This is a genomic window from Sulfurimonas sp. HSL1-2, assembly GCF_039645565.1.
Lineage (GTDB): Bacteria > Campylobacterota > Campylobacteria > Campylobacterales > Sulfurimonadaceae > Thiomicrolovo > Thiomicrolovo zhangzhouensis.
Map to the genome: position 1 here is coordinate 2,392,682 of NZ_CP147914.1, position 17,120 is coordinate 2,409,801.

16 protein-coding genes are annotated in these 17,120 nt (G+C 57.4%); 2 read left to right on the plus strand and 14 right to left on the minus strand.

The annotated features are described in order from the left end of the window. Positions 1-2: 2 nt before the first annotated feature. From WCX18_RS12245 to WCX18_RS12280, 8 genes are all read right to left on the minus strand, one after another. Positions 3-2,111, minus strand: a complete 2,109-nt coding sequence (locus WCX18_RS12245) for an STT3 domain-containing protein (RefSeq protein WP_345988245.1) — start codon at positions 2,109-2,111, stop codon at positions 3-5. Continuing rightward, positions 2,092-3,312 (minus strand): glycosyltransferase family 4 protein, encoded by a 1,221-nt coding sequence (locus WCX18_RS12250; RefSeq protein ID WP_345988247.1) that lies wholly within the window; start codon positions 3,310-3,312, stop codon positions 2,092-2,094. The genes WCX18_RS12245 and WCX18_RS12250 overlap by 20 nt, the downstream gene beginning before the upstream one ends. Then, positions 3,309-4,418 carry a glycosyltransferase gene (locus WCX18_RS12255; RefSeq protein WP_345988249.1) on the minus strand — a complete coding sequence of 370 codons (1,110 nt, stop codon included), beginning with the start codon at positions 4,416-4,418 and terminating at the stop codon, positions 3,309-3,311. The genes WCX18_RS12250 and WCX18_RS12255 overlap by 4 nt, the downstream gene beginning before the upstream one ends. Next, on the minus strand, positions 4,415-5,542 hold the full coding sequence (locus WCX18_RS12260; protein ID WP_345988251.1) for a glycosyltransferase: 1,128 nt from the start codon (positions 5,540-5,542) through the stop codon (positions 4,415-4,417). The genes WCX18_RS12255 and WCX18_RS12260 overlap by 4 nt, the downstream gene beginning before the upstream one ends. Next, the gene (locus WCX18_RS12265; protein WP_345988253.1) at positions 5,539-7,278 is read right to left on the minus strand and encodes an asparagine synthase-related protein; all 1,740 of its coding nucleotides are present in this window, start codon (positions 7,276-7,278) and stop codon (positions 5,539-5,541) included. The genes WCX18_RS12260 and WCX18_RS12265 overlap by 4 nt, the downstream gene beginning before the upstream one ends. Next, entirely contained in the window at positions 7,278-8,483 is a 1,206-nt protein-coding gene (locus WCX18_RS12270; RefSeq protein ID WP_345988255.1) for an oligosaccharide flippase family protein, read from the minus strand. The genes WCX18_RS12265 and WCX18_RS12270 overlap by 1 nt, the downstream gene beginning before the upstream one ends. A 53-nt stretch (positions 8,484-8,536) precedes the next feature. Continuing rightward, entirely contained in the window at positions 8,537-9,106 is a 570-nt protein-coding gene (locus WCX18_RS12275; protein ID WP_345990814.1) for an acyltransferase, read from the minus strand. Positions 9,107-9,192: 86 nt separating this feature from the next. Further along, complete coding sequence (locus WCX18_RS12280; RefSeq protein ID WP_345988257.1) at positions 9,193-10,152, minus strand: Gfo/Idh/MocA family oxidoreductase; 960 nt, start codon at positions 10,150-10,152, stop codon at positions 9,193-9,195. Positions 10,153-10,413: 261 nt separating this feature from the next. On the opposite strand from WCX18_RS12280, the gene asnB reads away from it, so the two are divergent. Further along, a complete protein-coding gene (gene asnB / locus WCX18_RS12285; RefSeq protein WP_345988259.1) occupies positions 10,414-12,207 on the plus strand; it encodes an asparagine synthase (glutamine-hydrolyzing) in 1,794 nt (597 codons plus the stop codon). A gap of 1 nt (position 12,208) precedes the next feature. Here asnB and WCX18_RS12290 read toward each other — a convergent pair whose 3' ends face one another. From WCX18_RS12290 to WCX18_RS12310, 5 genes are all read right to left on the minus strand, one after another. Beyond that, positions 12,209-13,021, minus strand: coding sequence for a hypothetical protein (locus WCX18_RS12290; RefSeq protein ID WP_345988261.1), 813 nt, complete (start codon positions 13,019-13,021; stop codon positions 12,209-12,211). Positions 13,022-13,050: 29 nt separating this feature from the next. Then, entirely contained in the window at positions 13,051-14,007 is a 957-nt protein-coding gene (locus tag WCX18_RS12295; RefSeq protein ID WP_345988263.1) for a hypothetical protein, read from the minus strand. 95 nt (positions 14,008-14,102) lie between these two features. Beyond that, positions 14,103-14,513 carry a CBS domain-containing protein gene (locus WCX18_RS12300; RefSeq protein ID WP_345988265.1) on the minus strand — a complete coding sequence of 137 codons (411 nt, stop codon included), beginning with the start codon at positions 14,511-14,513 and terminating at the stop codon, positions 14,103-14,105. Beyond that, positions 14,510-14,863 (minus strand): transcriptional regulator, encoded by a 354-nt coding sequence (locus tag WCX18_RS12305; RefSeq protein ID WP_345988267.1) that lies wholly within the window; start codon positions 14,861-14,863, stop codon positions 14,510-14,512. Before WCX18_RS12305 ends, WCX18_RS12300 begins: the two co-directional genes overlap by 4 nt. After that, entirely contained in the window at positions 14,860-16,380 is a 1,521-nt protein-coding gene (locus WCX18_RS12310; RefSeq protein ID WP_345988269.1) for a DUF1538 domain-containing protein, read from the minus strand. The genes WCX18_RS12305 and WCX18_RS12310 overlap by 4 nt, the downstream gene beginning before the upstream one ends. A 100-nt stretch (positions 16,381-16,480) precedes the next feature. On the opposite strand from WCX18_RS12310, the gene arsC reads away from it, so the two are divergent. Continuing rightward, complete coding sequence (gene arsC / locus WCX18_RS12315; RefSeq protein ID WP_345988271.1) at positions 16,481-16,837, plus strand: arsenate reductase (glutaredoxin); 357 nt, start codon at positions 16,481-16,483, stop codon at positions 16,835-16,837. Between the two features lie 35 nt (positions 16,838-16,872). On the opposite strand, the gene WCX18_RS12320 is transcribed toward arsC, so the two are convergent. Beyond that, positions 16,873-17,109, minus strand: a complete 237-nt coding sequence (locus tag WCX18_RS12320) for a DUF465 domain-containing protein (RefSeq protein ID WP_345988273.1) — start codon at positions 17,107-17,109, stop codon at positions 16,873-16,875. Positions 17,110-17,120 lie beyond the last annotated feature (11 nt).

Genomic DNA, 17,120 nt, shown 5'->3' on the forward strand with positions numbered 1-17,120 from the left:
GGTCAGTTTTTAACCCTGAATATTTTGACATAAGGCGACGTCTCAACCGGCTCGAAGAGGGCCGGGTCGTAGCGCCCCAGCACGAACATCTGGATATAGTTAGAATGCAATACCGAATCGTCGAGCAGCAGCATCCGGCCGTACGACGCCATATAGATCAGTGAAAGGGTACCGTCCATCTTGACCAGCTGCGATTTGACCTCTACGTCACCGTTGGACGAAAGGCCGGTCGTGTAGAAGGCTTTGAGGGAAACTTCCTGTCCTCCGGCACTGACGACACCGCGGCGCTGGTCCAGGGTGATCCCGTTACCAAGGAGCAGCATCCCCTGCCGTTCCTGGAATTGCGACGTTACGTATAGGAACGGAGGGGCATAACGCTGTCCGGAGTTGAGATCGAGGTTGCTGAACGTACAGACGGTCGGAAAGATGTCGAGCATGCGCAGCGGCAGATAGACGAAAATATCGCGTGTGCTTTCAGGCAGCGTGATGTCGCCGTAGCGGAGAGATTCCAGGAAAGCGTTGGGCTCCACCTGATCGGGCTGGTTGTTGCGGAACAGTATATCCGCCGCCGGTTTTTTATAGTCGGCGGCGACATAGGCCTCGACGGCCAGGCGCCCCAGCCGGGCAGCTTCAAGCTGCGATTCGCCGCACACCATCTGCGAAACGATAAAGTTGTCATGGTTGTGTTTCCCGCCGTCGATCAGTGTGTTTTTGTCCCCGTAAAACCAGATCGGATAACCGTAGTCCCACCAGGTCAGGACATAATCTTTCGGGCTTCCCGTTTTTGAGAGCTTGTCCAGCGCCTGCACTTCGGGTACACTGAAGACCGTCGGGACCTTATACCCGAGAATATGCGTAATATTCGGGTAGAGCACCAATCCCGTCAGTGCGGCCACGACCCCGTAGCGGGCCCAGCGGTTGGCCACCTGAAATGTCAGCATGTAAAACAGGTAGACGACGCTGATCGCCGCTACCGGAACGGCATAGACGGTAAAACGCAGACCGCCCCACAGTGAAAAAATGCCGATTCCGATCAGCGGCAGCGCCAGAATGAACCCGCGGTGACGCACCACCAGGACGATATAGCCCGCCAGTGCCGCCAGAACAGCCGCGACGGAACCGCTGATGCGGTTGGCCATCATCTCGAACGGGATCTTCCCCGCCTCGCGCACGGTCTGGGCCACTTCGTAAAACCGCAGACCGCCGCTCTCGTCGACGCCGCGGTAGAAATAGGTGGAGAACTTCGCCCAGATCAGGGTAAATACATTTCCCGTGTATAAAAAGAGCAGGACGGTGATCCCCGCGGCGATCATCAGTTTCTGCTGGGTAAACGCCGTTTTCGAAAAGAGCAGGTAGAGTCCGATGATCAGCACAAACTTCGCCACCGTGGGGATACCCATCAGCGCAACAGCGATCAGGATGATGGAGTGCCACGTGAACGTATCATTGCGGTGGAAGACGACCATGTACCCCATATAGAGCAGCCCCATCGCGTAGATCAGCGAAAGCCCCGAATCGTACAGGAACGGGTAGATCATAATCGAGAGCGCCGACAGCAGCATAAAGATGCGTTTTTCCGTCTCCAGGGTCGCCAGCAGGAAATAGAGGATGAACATCGGCATCATCGCCGAGAACATATCCGTATCATAATATCCCGTCATGGTACGGTTGTAGTAACTCCAGGCGATCGAACCGATCAATGCCGCGAAAAAGCCCAGAAGCGCCGACCCGTAGAGCCGCCCTATCAGAATGATCGGCACGACGACGATACTTGAAACGACCGCGGGAAGATAGAGCATGACGGTATCAAGGGAAAACGGCGTGTATTTTGTCAGCAGGACCGTGAAAAAGACGACGCCCGAGCCCAGCCAGTCAGGCAGCCGGGGGTTGAACTGATGCAGCCCCTCCAGGGCCTTCTGCGCCGCCGCACCGAAGTAGTAGCCGTCGTTGGTATTGATCATCAGCTGGCCGTTCCAATGGAAATCAGCGACACCGCCCATCTGGTAGACCCAGATCATACGGATCAGAAGCGAAAAAAGGTACGCCGCCGCCATCAAAATAGTGATAAACCCGAGCCGGTTACTGCCAAAATCAATCTGTTTTATACTCATCTATTGCCTCTTTCAAAACCGACTCAAATGCACCTGCGATGACATCCATGCCAAAGTGGGAACGTACATACGCCTCCCCTTTCGCTGCCATGGCGGAGCGCTCCGACGGTGTGTAATTATATAGTGTCAAGATTGCATTTGCAATCGCGTCCGGATTGTCCGGCCGGACGATCAGACCCGAACCTGCCATTTCGACCGGGTTCTCAGGTACGGCGGCGGCGAAAACGACGGGGCGCCCCGCCGCCATATAGTCGAACACCTTATTCATGCTCATCCCGTAACGGTAAAGCGGCAGGTCTTTCAGGCCGACATAAAGAAGATCCGCTTCGGCGAGCAGCGGCGCGACCGCTTCCTTGGGGACCGCATCCAATACCGTGACGTTCGCGAGCCCTTCGGCCTGCCCTGCAAAGGTCCCCTTCAACGGTCCGCTCCCCACCAGTGTAATATGAATGTCCGTCGTCGCGGCCAGCAGCGCCGCGGCAGCCATCAGCGGTTCCAGGTTATTCGCCTGTCCCATCGTTCCGGCATAAAGGACGTTGAACTTCCCGGGATCGAGCAGATGCGACCGCTCTACGGAGACGAATGGCGTAAGATCGACACCGTTGGAGACCCAATGCACCTTCTCCCTGGGCACACCGAAAGCGGTGATATGCTCCCCTGCCCGGGGTAGCAGCGTGATGATCCGCACCGCACGACGATACAAAAAGGGCTCCAGTACGCTCAACAGCAGGACGAAGGGGTGCCACGAGGGCACCCCCATGTCCACCAGCGTCCGCGGCCAGATGTCGCGGACCTCCATGACAAACGGAACGTGAAACGTCCGGGCCAGCCGATAGGCACCGTACACGGCAAAAAGATGGACCGACGACCCGACGATAACCTCGGGCATCGGCAGGTCGAGTTCACGCAGGCGGCGCAGTTTCCAGGTAAATTCGAACATGCTGCGTACCCTGCCGAAGCCGTTGCCGCGGTAGGGTGCGGTCTTGACCCAGACGAACCGGATGCCCTCCAGCATTTCGACCCGGAACGTCTCCCTTTCGCCGTACTGCTTCGTCTCGGCCAGCGTAGCATAATGAAAGCTCGAGGCGATCACCGTGACGTCATGGCCGCGTGCAGTCAGTACCCGGGCAAGATCATAGTGGCGCGTTCCCCCCGGATGGCCCGGCGTCACGGCATAATGGTTGATAATCCAGATCGTCATTGCATCACCGCCCCGTAAAGCCGCATAAGCGCCGCTTTTTCATGCGACCAGTTGTAGACCGAATGCACGGCCTCTTTCCCGTTTTCACCCATCCGTGCCACCGCGTCCGGATGGTCGAACAGGAAAACGATCGCCTCCGCCAGCGCTTCCGGGGAACGGGGATCGATGCAGATCCCGCACCGGTGTTTCTCCACGACATCTTTGTACAGTTCAAAGTCGGAGGTGATCACCGGCAGGCCTATTGCCATGTATTCAAATATTTTCGTTGAATAGGAGTGCAAGTAGTTCCCGATGGGCTGCAGGACCGACAGGCCCGCTTTCGCATGCAGCGACAGCCCGTACGCCTCATCCAGCGTCAGTCGGCCGTAAAAAACGACCTCCTCTTCGATCCCCTCGAGATCAAGCCCTTCGCGCGTGCTGCCCTGCAGGTTGCCGATATAATGCATTTTGAACGCCACGCCTCTTTGCTTGAGCAGCTTCAGGGCGCGGAGCGTCACATCCAGCCCCCGCGCATCCGAGATCGCCCCGACGTAGAAGAGTTCGTTCCGGTCCCGCTGCGAAGAGACGAACGGCGCCAGAAAAGCGTCATCCGGCATATTCTGCACGACGGCAACGGTATCGTTCAACGGAGCGTAGCGGGAACGGTAGGAGGCTTCGGCAAGGACCAGCCCGTCGAGTTTCGGCAACAGGACACGTTCGAGCATCCCGTAGGCCAGTGCTACCCCCGCGCGCAGCCATTTCGGCAGATAATGTTTCGACTTGATCTGTTCGGTGACCATTTCGTGTATGTCGAACACCACTATTTTTCCCCGCCGTTTAAGCCTCAGCGCGGCCCAAAGCAGCTCCGGATCGTGGCAGTGGTACAGATCGGCATCGAGTGCCAGGGCCTTGCGGTATACCCTGCTCGCGGCATTCACGATACGGTCGGTCCGGCCTTTGGACGCCCCGGCATCTACGATCCCCACACCCGTTTTGACCTCATCCCCTTTGCCGTCTGCCACGACGAGCGACACTCTGAACGTTTCAGCCAGTGCGCCGCACTCCTTGAGAAAAATACGCGTATCGTACCTGGGATGGGCCGACGTCATATGCACGATATGTTTCATCCTTTTCCCCTCAGCAGATGCGCATACAGTGCTTCCCACGCCCCGAGCACCTCATCCCAGCGCGACAGCGATGCGATGGCCCGCCTGTTCCCGTCACGATACTGTTCACACACATGCAGATTCCCGATCTGCTCCGCCAGTATCCGGGGCAATGCGTCAAAAGAATCCGCCCGCGCCATGACGACCCCTCTCTGCTCAAAAACGCCATAGGGAAGCCATGTGCCTGCAATGACGCAATTGCCGGCATACAGATGCTCCTGCATCGACCCCGACAGCTGATCGCTGACAAGCATGTTGACCATGATATCGGGCAGAAGCCGGACATAGGCATTCAGCTCACCGTGTAAAAAGGTCTCCAGGACCGTATAGTGCAGCCCGCTCGCCTTCAACGCGCTTATGACGCTCTGCTTGTACGGTTCGCTCCCCCCGTAGGTCAGCGGAAACAGGAAGAGCGTCGTGCGGCGCAGCGGCTCCGGGAGCTTTTGAAGCGCATCGATCATTTTCAGGTGCTGCTGGCCGGCATTGGCATTGTAGCCGCAGCAAACCGTCACGGGGAATGCCGGCACGCCAAGGGCCTGCCTCATGCGTTCCTTGTCTGTCCCGCTGTACCGGTCGATCGCCTCAAGCGGTGTGAGTCCGAAACGGGTGACGGAGCACTTCGCCTCCAGCGTCCCGTCTTCGGCGAGCAGCGAGCGCATCGTTGCCTCATTGGTGAACGTCACGGCGTCGACGGCATGAAAAAAGCGGCGCTGCAGCCAGCGTTTCCAGCGGGGAATGCGGTAGTAATCGCTGCCGTACACCGTCACGGCGACAGGTTTCCCCAGCCATCTGATGACCGGTACAAGCAAAAAGTAGAACCACCGGGCATAATGGAAATGCACGATATCCTCGGACGACTCCTCAAGCATTTTCGCCAAGACACCTATCCGTGCGAGGCTCTGCAGCTTCGCCGGAAGCCGGCTGTTCCGAAGCAGACCGGCATAGGTCATATCCGTGCCGTCCCCGCGTTCAACGGCAAGCGATACAAAATCCACATGGGAAACACCGATGCCGCTATCACGCAGTTTTCGGGTCACTTCGCCGGGGAAAACACTCCCGTGGTTTCCGATCAGCAGCAGGGTCATCGCTTGCCTCCCGGAAAATGCAGTTCGAGCGCCAGAAGTACGGTCACGGCGAGGTATTTGTTATACCGCCCGTAATGACCCCGCTCCTGGGGAGGCGCATACATCTCCAGCAGCAGCGTGCGCAGCATCGGGTCTGTAACCTCCTCGATGCGCTCACGGAAAACCGTATCGAGGTTCTTCCGCAGGCGGGGATTGCCGTGGTACCACTGGTCAAACGGGTTCATATCGTTAATGCTCAGTCCGAGCCGGCGCCGCAGTGCGTTCTGGTAGCGCTTCCACTGCCTTCCCCACACCGTTTTCCGCACGGACGTCGGCCGGACACCGGCCTGTTCCCAGACATACTTTGCAATAGATGGATGCCGGGCGTTGATCCACTTCAGGTAGATGCCTTCATGCAGCTTTGCCGCTTTGGGCATACCGAAGCAGTAGCGGATCAGCTCCTTGTTGTAAAAAGGGGAACTGATATCGGTAAAGTGCGCCAGGCTCCGGTCGCCGTTGAACGTGCCGTGCATGACCCGCTGTTCGTACCCGAAGAGCTCCGGCCGGTTTTCATAGCGCTGCCGCAGCGGTTCAAACCACTCGATCGACTCCAGCAGCGACCGCTCCTTTGTCAATGCAGCCTGCTGAAGCGAGAAAGACGGCTTGACGTACGAGCCGAAAAGCAGGTCCCCTATCTGTCCCGTATGAAGCGTCCCGTAAGCACGGTGGTCCATCCGGCTGAGGAAATCGAACCCGGCGGCGGAACCGATCAGCAGGTTCATCCCGTCACCGGCCGCAACGAAGCGCGTCAGGTCCCCTTCGAGATAATGCCCGCCGTCCAGGGGCATGAACCGGTAGTCGAACCCGTAATCCGCGGCGATCCGTCCGGCGATGACCGCGTCATCGCTCTGCCGCTGCGCAAACGTCAGTGCTGTTGTCTCCGTAAAACCGAGTTCATGGGCCAGCAGGGCGTTGACGCGGCTGTCCAGCCCGCCGCTGAGAAAGAGATAGTGCTTGTACCCGTACGCTTCGTCCTTGCGCCACTGTGCGGCGACACCGGCCGTCAGCAGCGTATCGATGCGCTCGATCATCTCCGCCTCGCTCTCCGGCGCATTCTCCCCGATGGCGGAGAAGTCGAAATAGTGTGCCTGCGTCACCTTCCAGCGCTCAATGTCCAGCGTCATCAGGGTTCCGTAGGGGAGCTTCCTGACGTCTTCAAGCAGTGTCGCATTATCGAGCACATAGCCGAAAGCGGCCAACGACAAAATCCCGTTGCGGTCCGGCGCCGTTTTGATCCCGAGGCGGGGCAGCAAAGCACTCAGAACCTTCAGCTCCGAGGCAAAAACGAAATAGGCATCATTTTGGAAAAAATAGAGCGGCTTGGTATTGAGATGATCCGTAAAGAGCAGCAGCGTGTTGGTGCGTCTGTCCAGGAGAAAGCCGCTGAAATTGCCGTCGATCTCCTCGACAAAGCCTGTACCTTTTTCCCGGTAGAGCGCCAGAAGCATTTTCCCCATATGGTCATAGGGAGCCCCAAGATTGTAACAGACCCCCTCAAACGCGATAATGACGTCCCCCTCCTCATACAGGACACGGTCCCTGTCGAAACGGTCGGGAACGCTCCGGCCGAACAGCATCCGCCCCGCAACGATCTCCTCGTTGCGCGTCCCCTCGACCGATGCGGAAAAGAAGAGACGGTAGACCTCCCGGACCTCCGGCAGGGCCTCCCTGGCAATGACCCCGTAAATTCCCGCCACTACTGCGCTCCTTTCGTCAGATGCAGCATCCAGAACAAGTTAAAAGTGAGCATCACGACGCCGCTGGCACTGAAAAGCGCCAGTGCGAGATAGACATCGCCGTACAGCGCGCCGGCTCCCAGTGACGCAAGCCGCAAAAGCGAATAGACAATCTCGATCCGGAGCGCAGTCTTCTGCTGAGCGTAAAGGTTCGGAATGTAAGCGATCATCGACACGATGAACACCATGAAGAGCCAGGGGGAGAGGATCTGCGTATAGACCCCAGCTTCCCGCCACTGCTCCCCGAAAATCAGTGAAAAAAGCTCCGGCGCGAACAGGACAAACAGCGCAAACGGCCCGGCCAAAACCAGTGCGCTCTTTCTGGAGAGGTTGACCGCCAGCCCGTGGACATCCCCCTGTGTGTTACGGAGTGCCGCCGCCTCGGCATTGAACACCTTGGCCATGGAGGCAGAGATGATCATGGCCGGGCCAAAGACGACCCGGGTACCCAGGGCATACAACCCCACAATCGAAGCGGTAAAAAATGTGCTGAAGAGATACACCGGCAGTTGGGACGAAAAGGTGTTGAGGAACACATGCGGTACCTGGTACTTCGGAAAATTGGCATGGCTCAGCGCAAGCCGTTTCATCGACGACCAGGAGACCCGTTGCATGCTTTTTAGATCGACTCCGCGCATAATCATCCGAACCGTCGCGGCAAAATTGGAAACGATCTGACCCGCAATAAGCCCGAAAGCGCCGGACTTCATCACGCCGAGACCGATTTGCACCGCCGCAAGTATGATCGATTTCAATACGGTGGCCTTGGCGATCAGCGTGTAATCGCCCAGGCGGTTGCCGTACGCCGTCATCAAGTTGAAAAAGGCGGTCAGGAAAACCGCCGGCGGGACCCAGTAAAGCCAAACGTCCAGCCCCGCCTCCGGCACCAGAGCGGACACCTGCGCACCGAAAAGCACCGTAAGCAGAAGCAGCACGATGCTTACCCCCGTCACCAGCAACGCGGCCAGCGCCAGGATGCTGAGGGCATCCTCGTCCGAATCAGGCAGCAGGACAGCCATCTCGTAGCGCCCGCCCGCTATAGCGCTGAAAAGCGCAACGACGGCGACAAAAACGGCAAAGAGTCCGAAATCCTGCGGAGAATAGATCCGGGTCAGAACCGGGCTGATGGCGATCGGGATCGCCTGGGCAACGGAACTTCCCGTCATCAGCGTCACTACGTTTCTGGAAAAAGCGTTTTCCTTCCCGTGATAACGCCGCATTACAGTGTCATTAACCGGCCGCCGCTGAGGCGATAGCGCGAATTGTCGTAAGGGTCAAGCGCCTCGCCGTTCTCGTCAAGCACCAGCCGGTTCCCCGCCTGGCTTACCCAGCCGATCTGCTTTGCCGGTACCCCGGTCACCAGTGCGAAATCAGGCACGTCCTTCGTCACGACAGCCCCGGCGCCGATCATCGCATAGCGACCGATCGTCACCCCGCAAACGATCGTCGCATTGGCCCCGACCGTACATCCGCGCCTGAGCAGCGTTTTTTTGAACTCCGTCTTGCGGACGACGAAGGCGCGGGGGTTGATGACGTTGGTAAAGACCATCGAAGGCCCCAGAAAAACGTCATCCTCTATTTCAACCCCTTCATAGATGCTGACGTTGTTCTGCACCTTCACGCCGTTGCCGATGACGACTTTCGGGCCGACGACGCAGTTCTGGCCGAACGAACATTGACACCCGATGCGGGTGTGCGACAGAATATGGCAGAAATGCCAGATCTTCGTCGCATCCCCGATAGAGACCGCATCATCGACAAACGCGGATTCATGCACAAAAAACGGCACCGGTTTGTCCCGTTCTTCCGCTTTTCCCTTCGAACGCAACCGCTTTTTCCACTCCTCCGGCGTCAATCTTCTAGGTTCGTCCATCTTCAGACCTCCACCTTTTTGCAGAAGGGATGATACTCGCCGTGCAGGCCGACCGGCGACAGGTTCCGGATCGCGGCGACGGTTTCTATGGAACCGTACGCCTCCTCCAGTCCGAAACCGTTGCCGGCGAGGATCTCTTCGTACGAGCGCGTATGCAGGTCCGTAAAACCGCCGCTGAACTCGATCTCCTCACCGTCCACCGTGATCGAACGGTAGGTACGCTGCCCCTGGGCCTTGATTTCGTCGGGAATGTAATCGTAGACGACAGAGAGAAACCACCGGACGTTGGCATGTTTGAGACGAAGCATCCCCGCGTTGGCATACGGCGTTTTGAGATGGACGATATTCTCTTCGACGCCGCCGAAAATCCAGGTGAGCATGTCGTAAAAATGCACCCCGATGTTACTGGCGATCCCGCCGCTTTTGCTTTCGTCGCCCTTCCAGCTGATAAAGTACCATTTGCCGCGCGACGTCAGGTAGGTCAAATCGATGTCGTAGACCTTCCCCGGGTTCTCCGACAGTTCCCGCGCCACTCGCTCCTTCAGGGCGATGATGGAGGGGTGCAGCCGCAGCTGGAGAATGTTATAGACCTTTTTGCCCGTTTCTTCTTCGATGATCTTCAACTGGTCGATGTTATGGGGGTTGAGCACGAGCGGTTTTTCGCAGATGGCGTCCGCACCGCTTTTGAGCGCAAACCGGATATGGCTGTCATGCAGATAGTTCGGTGAGCAGATGCTGACGTATTCGATGCGGTCGTTGTGACTGCGGTGCCATTTGTCGACGAATCGGTCAAAGCGCTCATACTCCGTAAAGAAACTGGCCTCCGGGAAATAGCTGTCAATGATGCCGACGCTGTCGCAGCGGTCGAGGGCCGCGATCAGGTCGTTGCCCGTCTCTTTGATCGCTTTCATATGGCGCGGCGCGATATACCCGGCCGCGCCGATCAGCGCAAAATTCTTCATACGTTTACAGTCTCCACGTCGGATTTTCCACAGTGCCCTTCACGTCAAGCCAGACGACCCAATCTACCGATGCCCTCTGAAGCCGCCTGCTCAGGCGTTGTCAACTGAATGTGCCCAAACGCCCCGACCATAAAAGCTTCTTACATGAAAGTGACATATTATAACGCCCCATCACCAACAGAACTCTAAACGCTTCCGTTTGCTGTAAAATAGCGCCATGTATTTCCCTGTCACCCTTCCCTTTTTCCGGCGGACCGCCTGATGTGTGCTGTCTTCGGCATCCTCGGCGACTACGATCCTGCAATGGCCCGCAGGGGTCTCGCCGCGCTGGCGCACCGCGGGCCGGACTACTGCGGAATCGTCGAGGAGCGGGGGCTTTTTTTCGCCCAGCACCGCCTGAGCATCCGCGACCTGCATGAGCGCTCCCACCAGCCGCTGCGCGAAGGCAATGTCCTGCTCAGTTTCAACGGGGAGATCTACAACTACCGTGAAATCGCGGAAACGCTGCAGCTCAAAGCAGCTACGGAAGCCGAAACCGTTCTGGCGGCCTACCTGCGCTGGGGCATCGACTGTGTCCACCGGTTCCGCGGCATGTTCGCCCTGGCAATCTACGACGACGGGACCCTCCACCTGCTCCGCGACCGGCTCGGGAAAAAGCCCCTCTTTTTTGCCAAACAGAAAGAGCGTTTCGTATTTGCGTCGGAGATCAAAGGTATCCTCCCTTTCCTTTCTCGCGTCAGAATGAACGACGATGCAATGATGGGTTTTCTCTCCCACCAGGCCCCTACAGCGCCCCATACCTTCTTCGAAGGCATCGAAAAAATCGCGCCCGGAGAGCTCATAACAGTGACAAACGGCAGCGTTAGCCGGCGTTTCTACTACTGTTTGCTCGAACATGCCGAACCGGTGGATGAAAGCAGTGCCCCGCAGCGTATCGAAGCACGTATGGAAGAGAGCATCGCGATGCGCCTCGAGGCCGACGTCCCCGTCGCGGCACTGCTCAGCGGCGGGATCGACAGCGCCGCCGTGAACGCCTTTGCCAAGAAACTCGGCCGTCCGCTGCAGACCTTCAGCCTGGGCTACGCAGAGCGCTGGAACTACGACGAGAGCGAGAGTGCCGCCGAAACAGCACGCATCCTGGGGGTAAACAATACGAAGATCACCATCGGACAGACCGACTTCATCGATGCCATCGACCCGGTCATGGACGCCCTCGACGAGCCCCTGAACGACCCTGCGGCGATTCCGCTCTATCTCCTCTTCGGCGCCATCAAAAAAGAGGGGTACCGCGTCGTGCTCAGCGGCGAGGGGGGAGACGAACTCTTCCTGGGCTACCGGCAGTATTTCGACTACCTCGATATCGAGCAGCTGGCTTCCCTGCAGCGCAAGGCATGGCTGAAGAAGTTTTTTCACGGCCACTTCTCCGTCAACCGCGAATGGGAGTGGTACAAGCGCGCCTTCGACGATACGCTTCTTTTCCGGGGGGCGGGTGAAAAGTTCACGGACCTGCAGAAAAATGCCCTGATGCGCCGGAACGTCCGCGACGAGGAGGGGCTGCGCTTCATCCAGCCCGAACGCGACCGTTTCGATGCCAGCCGCTGGACACACCCCGCGCAGTGGTACAGCTACCTCGACCTGCGCCATCTCCAGGCCGAATACTACCTTGCCAAGCTCGACCGCGTCTCCATGGCCCACGGCATCGAGTCCCGCACCCCCATGCTCGATCACCGCCTGGCAGAGACGGTCTTCGGTACGTCGGCGGCACTCAAGATCGGCAACGGCCGTCCGAAAGCGCTGCTGAAGCAGATCATGCAGCCCTACCTCGGCGACGCGATACTGAATCGCAAAAAGAAGGGGTTTGCCTCGCCTTATATGGAGTACCTGCACGCCTCGGGGAAGATCGACCTCATCACCGAGGTCAACGAGCAGACGGGGCTGTTCAAAAAAGAGATGCTGGCGCGCTACATCGACGCGGCTGTAAAGCGGGGGCGCTTCAAGCAGCAGGTGTGGAGCCTCTTCGTGCTCTCACACTGGATGAAAAAGCACCTGCTGTAGCTCAGAAAGCGTAACGGTAAGAGAGCCCGGCTTCGGTGATCTCCGTCGTGAAGGTAGCTGGTAATGTCCTGTAGTGCGGACCGTAATCGTAGTAAAAGTGCATATCCGTATCCCCTTCGAGGCGGCGGTAGGAAATTCCGGCGCTGATTTCGGAACCGCTATGCCGGAACAGCAGGGCATCTGCCCCAACTGAAATCCCCGTCATCCATCCGTCGCTGAGGGTATAGAACCCTCTGAGCAAATGTTCGTCTCTGGAGTGCTGACGCGACAGCAGCACTCCACCGCGGAAAGTCCATGGCAACGCGAATAGTTGCGCCTCATAACGGCTGTACAGGCTCACCCCACCCGACTGCTGCGAAAAGTTGACGGTTTTACCGCCAATATCGATCTTTGTCCCGTCCGTATAATCGGTCTGCCGGGTCTGCGACCAGCCAAGCTGCCACTGTTCGTAGAAAAAGTCCGTACCCAATGCAAAATCCGGCGTCACCGGGTAAAGGCAATCGACATGGAACGCATAATAGCTGTCCAGCGCCGTGTCCGACTCCGAGTAGACTGTTTTGTTGCCGCCTTCCCAGTCAGTATCATCCCCGGTACGTGTTAGAGAAGTGAAGGCGGAAGCGAATGAAAAGCGGAGCACGCCCGCCGGCGTATCAAAGGTATACCCAAGCTCCCCGACCGCTGCCGTTGCGGGAAAGCGGAGCCGTGCTTCCAGGCCCTGCGCAGGATCTGCTACCCTGTAAGAGAGCGTGGCATTGAACCCTTTGATGCCGGCAAAAAGTCCATCCCCTGACAGCGGAATCGCCGCCAGCATCATAGACGCGATTGTACGGCGTGAAGCGGTCGTCAAAGCGTAACGTTGATGTCCGTACCGTTCTGATCCGTCACCGTGATCGTATTGATATCGGTGACATTGACGTTGATGTAGCCGTCCGAACCGATGAGGCGCATGCTGCCGCTGATAAGATCAAAATAGTCATAATAGAAAGGATCCGTACAATTTGGATCATAGGTCGGATCGATATCGAGACTTGCGGTCAGATTATTGACATAGATACGCCCAGACTTATAGCAATAGGTCTCAATCGGAGTGCTGTAATAATCCTGCGTGAACACTACGGTCAAGTTGTCGTAACGTCCCATATCGCCGTCGATACCCCACTGCACGCTGCTTGTCATCGTACCGGCATAATTATCATTGTAGTAGTCATACACACTATAATCCGTGCGCATATTGCTGCCGGCACTGATATAGAACGTATACATCTCGTCCGTAATGGTGAAATCGGCAGGGAAAGAGACCGCCATATAGGTCAACGTATCGCCGTAATTGGTTCCCGCCGCGCTCACACGCATCTTCCCGTTCATAACAAAATTCGGATCAAATGCGCAGTTACTGAATGTCACCGTCGCATCCATATGCGTCTCGGTGTAACTCTCTGTCAACGACATTGTCCCGCCGTAATCACATGTGATGGAGTCTGAGTAGGTTGCATTCAGTGTCTCGGGACGATACCCCAGAACTTTCGAGACCGGCCCGTTTTTGTCCAGCATAAAATAGGCAGGATCAAATCCGGTTGGCTGCGAAGCAGCAGCAGAGAAAGGAATAAAAATATTACCGATCTGACCGGAAAAGATCGCAGCTACCGCTTCCGCACCGTTCGCCGCCGTTGCATTCGCCTCCGGCACATTCAGTGTCGGCAGACTGGTCGTTCCGCTGCCGCCGCCCCCGCCGCAGCCGCTCAGAAACAGTACAGTTGCCGCGGCAATCGCCACGCCGCTTTTGCACAACGTATCAAACATGTTCACTCCTTCAATGCTATCGCTTCCGGACAATATAACACCCGTTCTCTTTAACAATACTTATTGATTATCGTTATAGAGTGACCGGCGGCAGGTTACATATCGGCGCGCGCTTCCTCCATCAGGACCCGGGCGATATCCGTCATGCTGATCACCCCCGTCAGGCGCCCTTCCCAGGTGACGGAGAGGTGCTTGATCTTCTGGTTGATCATGAGCTGTGCCGCGTAGCGGATGTCGAGGTCCGGTACGATCTGCACCATCGGCTTACTGGCGATGTCGTAGACGTTCAGCAGGTCCATATCGCCGTCGTTGCTGTAGATCGCCTCCAGGATATTGGAGTAGGTGACGATCCCGTAGGCGTCGTTATCGCTGGTACGCTCAACGATGACCGAGCGTACGCTCCGCGTATCCATCATGTTGATCAGCTCACGTACCGTGGCATAGGGCGAAATCATCGCGATCTCGTCCGCCGGCGTCATAATATCCCGCACTGTTATCAGTTTCATACCTCTTTCTCCTCTTTGAGTCTGTTGGCAAATGCTTCGATCTGGTTGCTGGCGATCCCCGCGAGATGTTCGATGGGCACCGACATGACGATCCCCTTGTTCTCGGTTTCAAGATGCAGTTCGTTCTTGAGCGCCTTCATCACTTTCACGGAGGTCCGTTTCTCAAGGATGAAGAGCAGCACGCTCTCCGGGCGCTCATACGTCAGGCCGAAAAAGGTCTTCTTCTCGTTCAGCCCCGTCCCTTTGCCGGTCAGGCTCGTCACCCCGCCGGCTCCGTTGGCCTTGGCGATATCGATCGCCTCCTCTTCCAGCGACTGTTCCACGATCGCTACCAATAATGCAAACCTCATTCAAACTCCTCCTTGTATTGAGTTTTTGTGCTCCTGGCACTCAGTTCCGTAATCACCCCGTAGGCCATGACGGTGATCATCGGGAAAAGTGACGCAAACGCGATCAGCCCGAAGCCGTCAATGAGCGGGCTCCGCCCCTCGATGTTGGTCGCCAGCCCCAGCCCCAGTGCCGCAACGAGCGGCACGGTAACCGTCGACGTCGTCACCCCGCCGCTGTCGTAGGCGATCGGGATGATGTAGCGCGGGGCGAAATAGGTCAGAATGATGACGACGATGTACCCCGCGATAATGTAGTAGTGGATGGGATCCCCAGCCACGATACGGTACGCCCCCAGCGCGATGCCCACCGCCACCCCGAGGGCCACGGCGATCCGCAGGACCATCTGCCGGATTTTCCCGGCGGAGATCTCCTCGACCTTGATCGCGATCGCGAGCAGCGCCGGCTCCGCCATCGTCGTCGAGAAGCCGATCAGAAAGGCGAACAGGTAGATGAGCAGCCGGTTATCCTGCTCCGTGAGCTGCAGCGCCATCGTTTCCCCGATAGGGAAGAGCCCCATCTCAAGTCCCACGATAAAAGCATACAGCCCCAGGATCACCAGCACGATACCGAAAACGATGCGGCGCAGGTAGGGCACCTGTTTCTTGATAATGGCATACTGGAAAAAGAAAATCACGCCCAGAATAGGCAGCACGTCCTTGATGACATCAAAGAGCTCAAGCAGCAGCGCCAGTGCCTGCTGACCGATGGTACGGCTGTGTTCCACGTGCTCCGATACGCTCTGCGCCACGGCGGCAATCGCCTCGCCGTTGCCGGAAGCGTAAACGACGATCCCGTAGACCTGTACGAAGATCATCGGCGTCAGCGAGGCAAAGGCGATCAGCCCGAAACCGTCGATAACCGGGTTCCGCCCGCGGATACTGCTCGCGAGCCCCACGCCGAGCGCTGCGACCAGGGGAACGGTCACCGTCGACGTCGTTACCCCGCCGCTGTCGTAGGCGAGCCCGACGATCTCCGGGGGGACGAAGAAGGTCAGCAGGACGACGATGACATAGCCGGTAATGATATAGAAGTGGATGGGATGGCCCGTCAGGATGCGGAACGTCCCCAGGGCGATGGCGAAACCGACCGAAAAAGCAACGGTCAGCCGCAGTACCAAAGAGTCGATCTTCCCGTCGCTGATGACCGCCGCCTTGTCGGCGATGGCGATCAGGGCCGGTTCGGCAATGGTTGTCGAAAAACCGATGAGAAAGGCGAAGAGCAGCAGCCAGAACGCGGAGCCCTTGCGCGCGAACTCCTGCGCGAGGTTCTCCCCGACGGGGAAGATACCGACTTCCAGCCCCTGGATAAACAGCGCGAGCCCTACGGCGACGATGAAAAGTCCCGTCGCGACAGAGAGCAGATTGTCGGGCATCTGCTGCAGGATGAAGATCTGGAAAAAGGCGATGACGGCGATGATGGGAGCCAGGTCAGTGAAGGAGCCTTTGAGCATGATCAAAAAGAGTCTGAGTTGTTCCATTGGGATATTTTACGCATTTTTGTGATCGATGTCATGGCACGCCTCATGCAAAGGGGGGCAAATCAGAAAAGCGTTACAATTTCGGAAAAAAGGAGTCTCGATGCATTCGACAGTGACCATCTGGCACAACCCCCGCTGCGGCAAATCCCGCGAAGCCCTGAAACTGCTGGAGGAAGAGGGGATCACCCCGGAGATCGTCCGCTACCTCGACGACGTTCCGACCGAGACGCAGCTGCGCGATCTCCTGGCGATGCTCGGCATCGGTGCGCGCGATCTGATGCGTACGAAAGAGGCCATTTATAAGGAGCTCGGTCTCAAAGACGTCACTGACGAAGCTGCCCTGATCAAAGCCATGACGGAGCATCCGAAACTGATTGAGCGTCCCGTCGTCATTACAAACGGGAAAGCCGTTATCGGGCGTCCGCCGGAAAAAGTGGTCGATCTGGTAAAAGCGTAGGGGAAAAGGCCGCCTTGGGGCGGCCGGGAGTCAATTTAGAGGTTGTTTTCTTTTTTGTACTTGATGATCTCGGCGTACGCCTCGTCCTTGAGCAGCAGCTTCTCTTTTTTCAGTTTTTCGATCTCGACGTCATCCATCGGGATCTGACCGCTTTCACCCTTCGTGATCAGATCGTCCAGCTCGTTGTGACGCTCGAAAATTTTCAGAAAATGCGCATTGGCGCTTCCGTCTTCCTTCATCTTGGTGATGATTTCACGGTATTCGTGCAGCATGTTTTGTCCTC

Bases quoted from the DNA above. Each gene is read 5' to 3' on its own strand.
- WCX18_RS12245 (WP_345988245.1), bottom strand. From the start codon at position 2,111: ATGAGTATAAAACAGATTGATTTTGGCAGTAACCGGCTCGGGTTTATC.
- WCX18_RS12250 (WP_345988247.1), bottom strand. From the start codon at position 3,312: ATGACGATCTGGATTATCAACCATTATGCCGTGACGCCGGGCCATCCG.
- WCX18_RS12255 (WP_345988249.1), bottom strand. From the start codon at position 4,418: ATGAAACATATCGTGCATATGACGTCGGCCCATCCCAGGTACGATACG.
- WCX18_RS12260 (WP_345988251.1), bottom strand. From the start codon at position 5,542: ATGACCCTGCTGCTGATCGGAAACCACGGGAGTGTTTTCCCCGGCGAA.
- WCX18_RS12270 (WP_345988255.1), bottom strand. From the start codon at position 8,483: ATGACGGGAAGTTCCGTTGCCCAGGCGATCCCGATCGCCATCAGCCCG.
- WCX18_RS12280 (WP_345988257.1), bottom strand. From the start codon at position 10,152: ATGAAGAATTTTGCGCTGATCGGCGCGGCCGGGTATATCGCGCCGCGC.
- asnB (WP_345988259.1), top strand. From the start codon at position 10,414: ATGTGTGCTGTCTTCGGCATCCTCGGCGACTACGATCCTGCAATGGCC.
- WCX18_RS12290 (WP_345988261.1), bottom strand. From the start codon at position 13,021: ATGATGCTGGCGGCGATTCCGCTGTCAGGGGATGGACTTTTTGCCGGC.
- WCX18_RS12295 (WP_345988263.1), bottom strand. From the start codon at position 14,007: ATGTTTGATACGTTGTGCAAAAGCGGCGTGGCGATTGCCGCGGCAACT.
- WCX18_RS12300 (WP_345988265.1), bottom strand. From the start codon at position 14,513: ATGAAACTGATAACAGTGCGGGATATTATGACGCCGGCGGACGAGATC.
- WCX18_RS12305 (WP_345988267.1), bottom strand. From the start codon at position 14,863: ATGAGGTTTGCATTATTGGTAGCGATCGTGGAACAGTCGCTGGAAGAG.
- WCX18_RS12310 (WP_345988269.1), bottom strand. From the start codon at position 16,380: ATGGAACAACTCAGACTCTTTTTGATCATGCTCAAAGGCTCCTTCACT.
- arsC (WP_345988271.1), top strand. From the start codon at position 16,481: ATGCATTCGACAGTGACCATCTGGCACAACCCCCGCTGCGGCAAATCC.
- WCX18_RS12320 (WP_345988273.1), bottom strand. From the start codon at position 17,109: ATGCTGCACGAATACCGTGAAATCATCACCAAGATGAAGGAAGACGGA.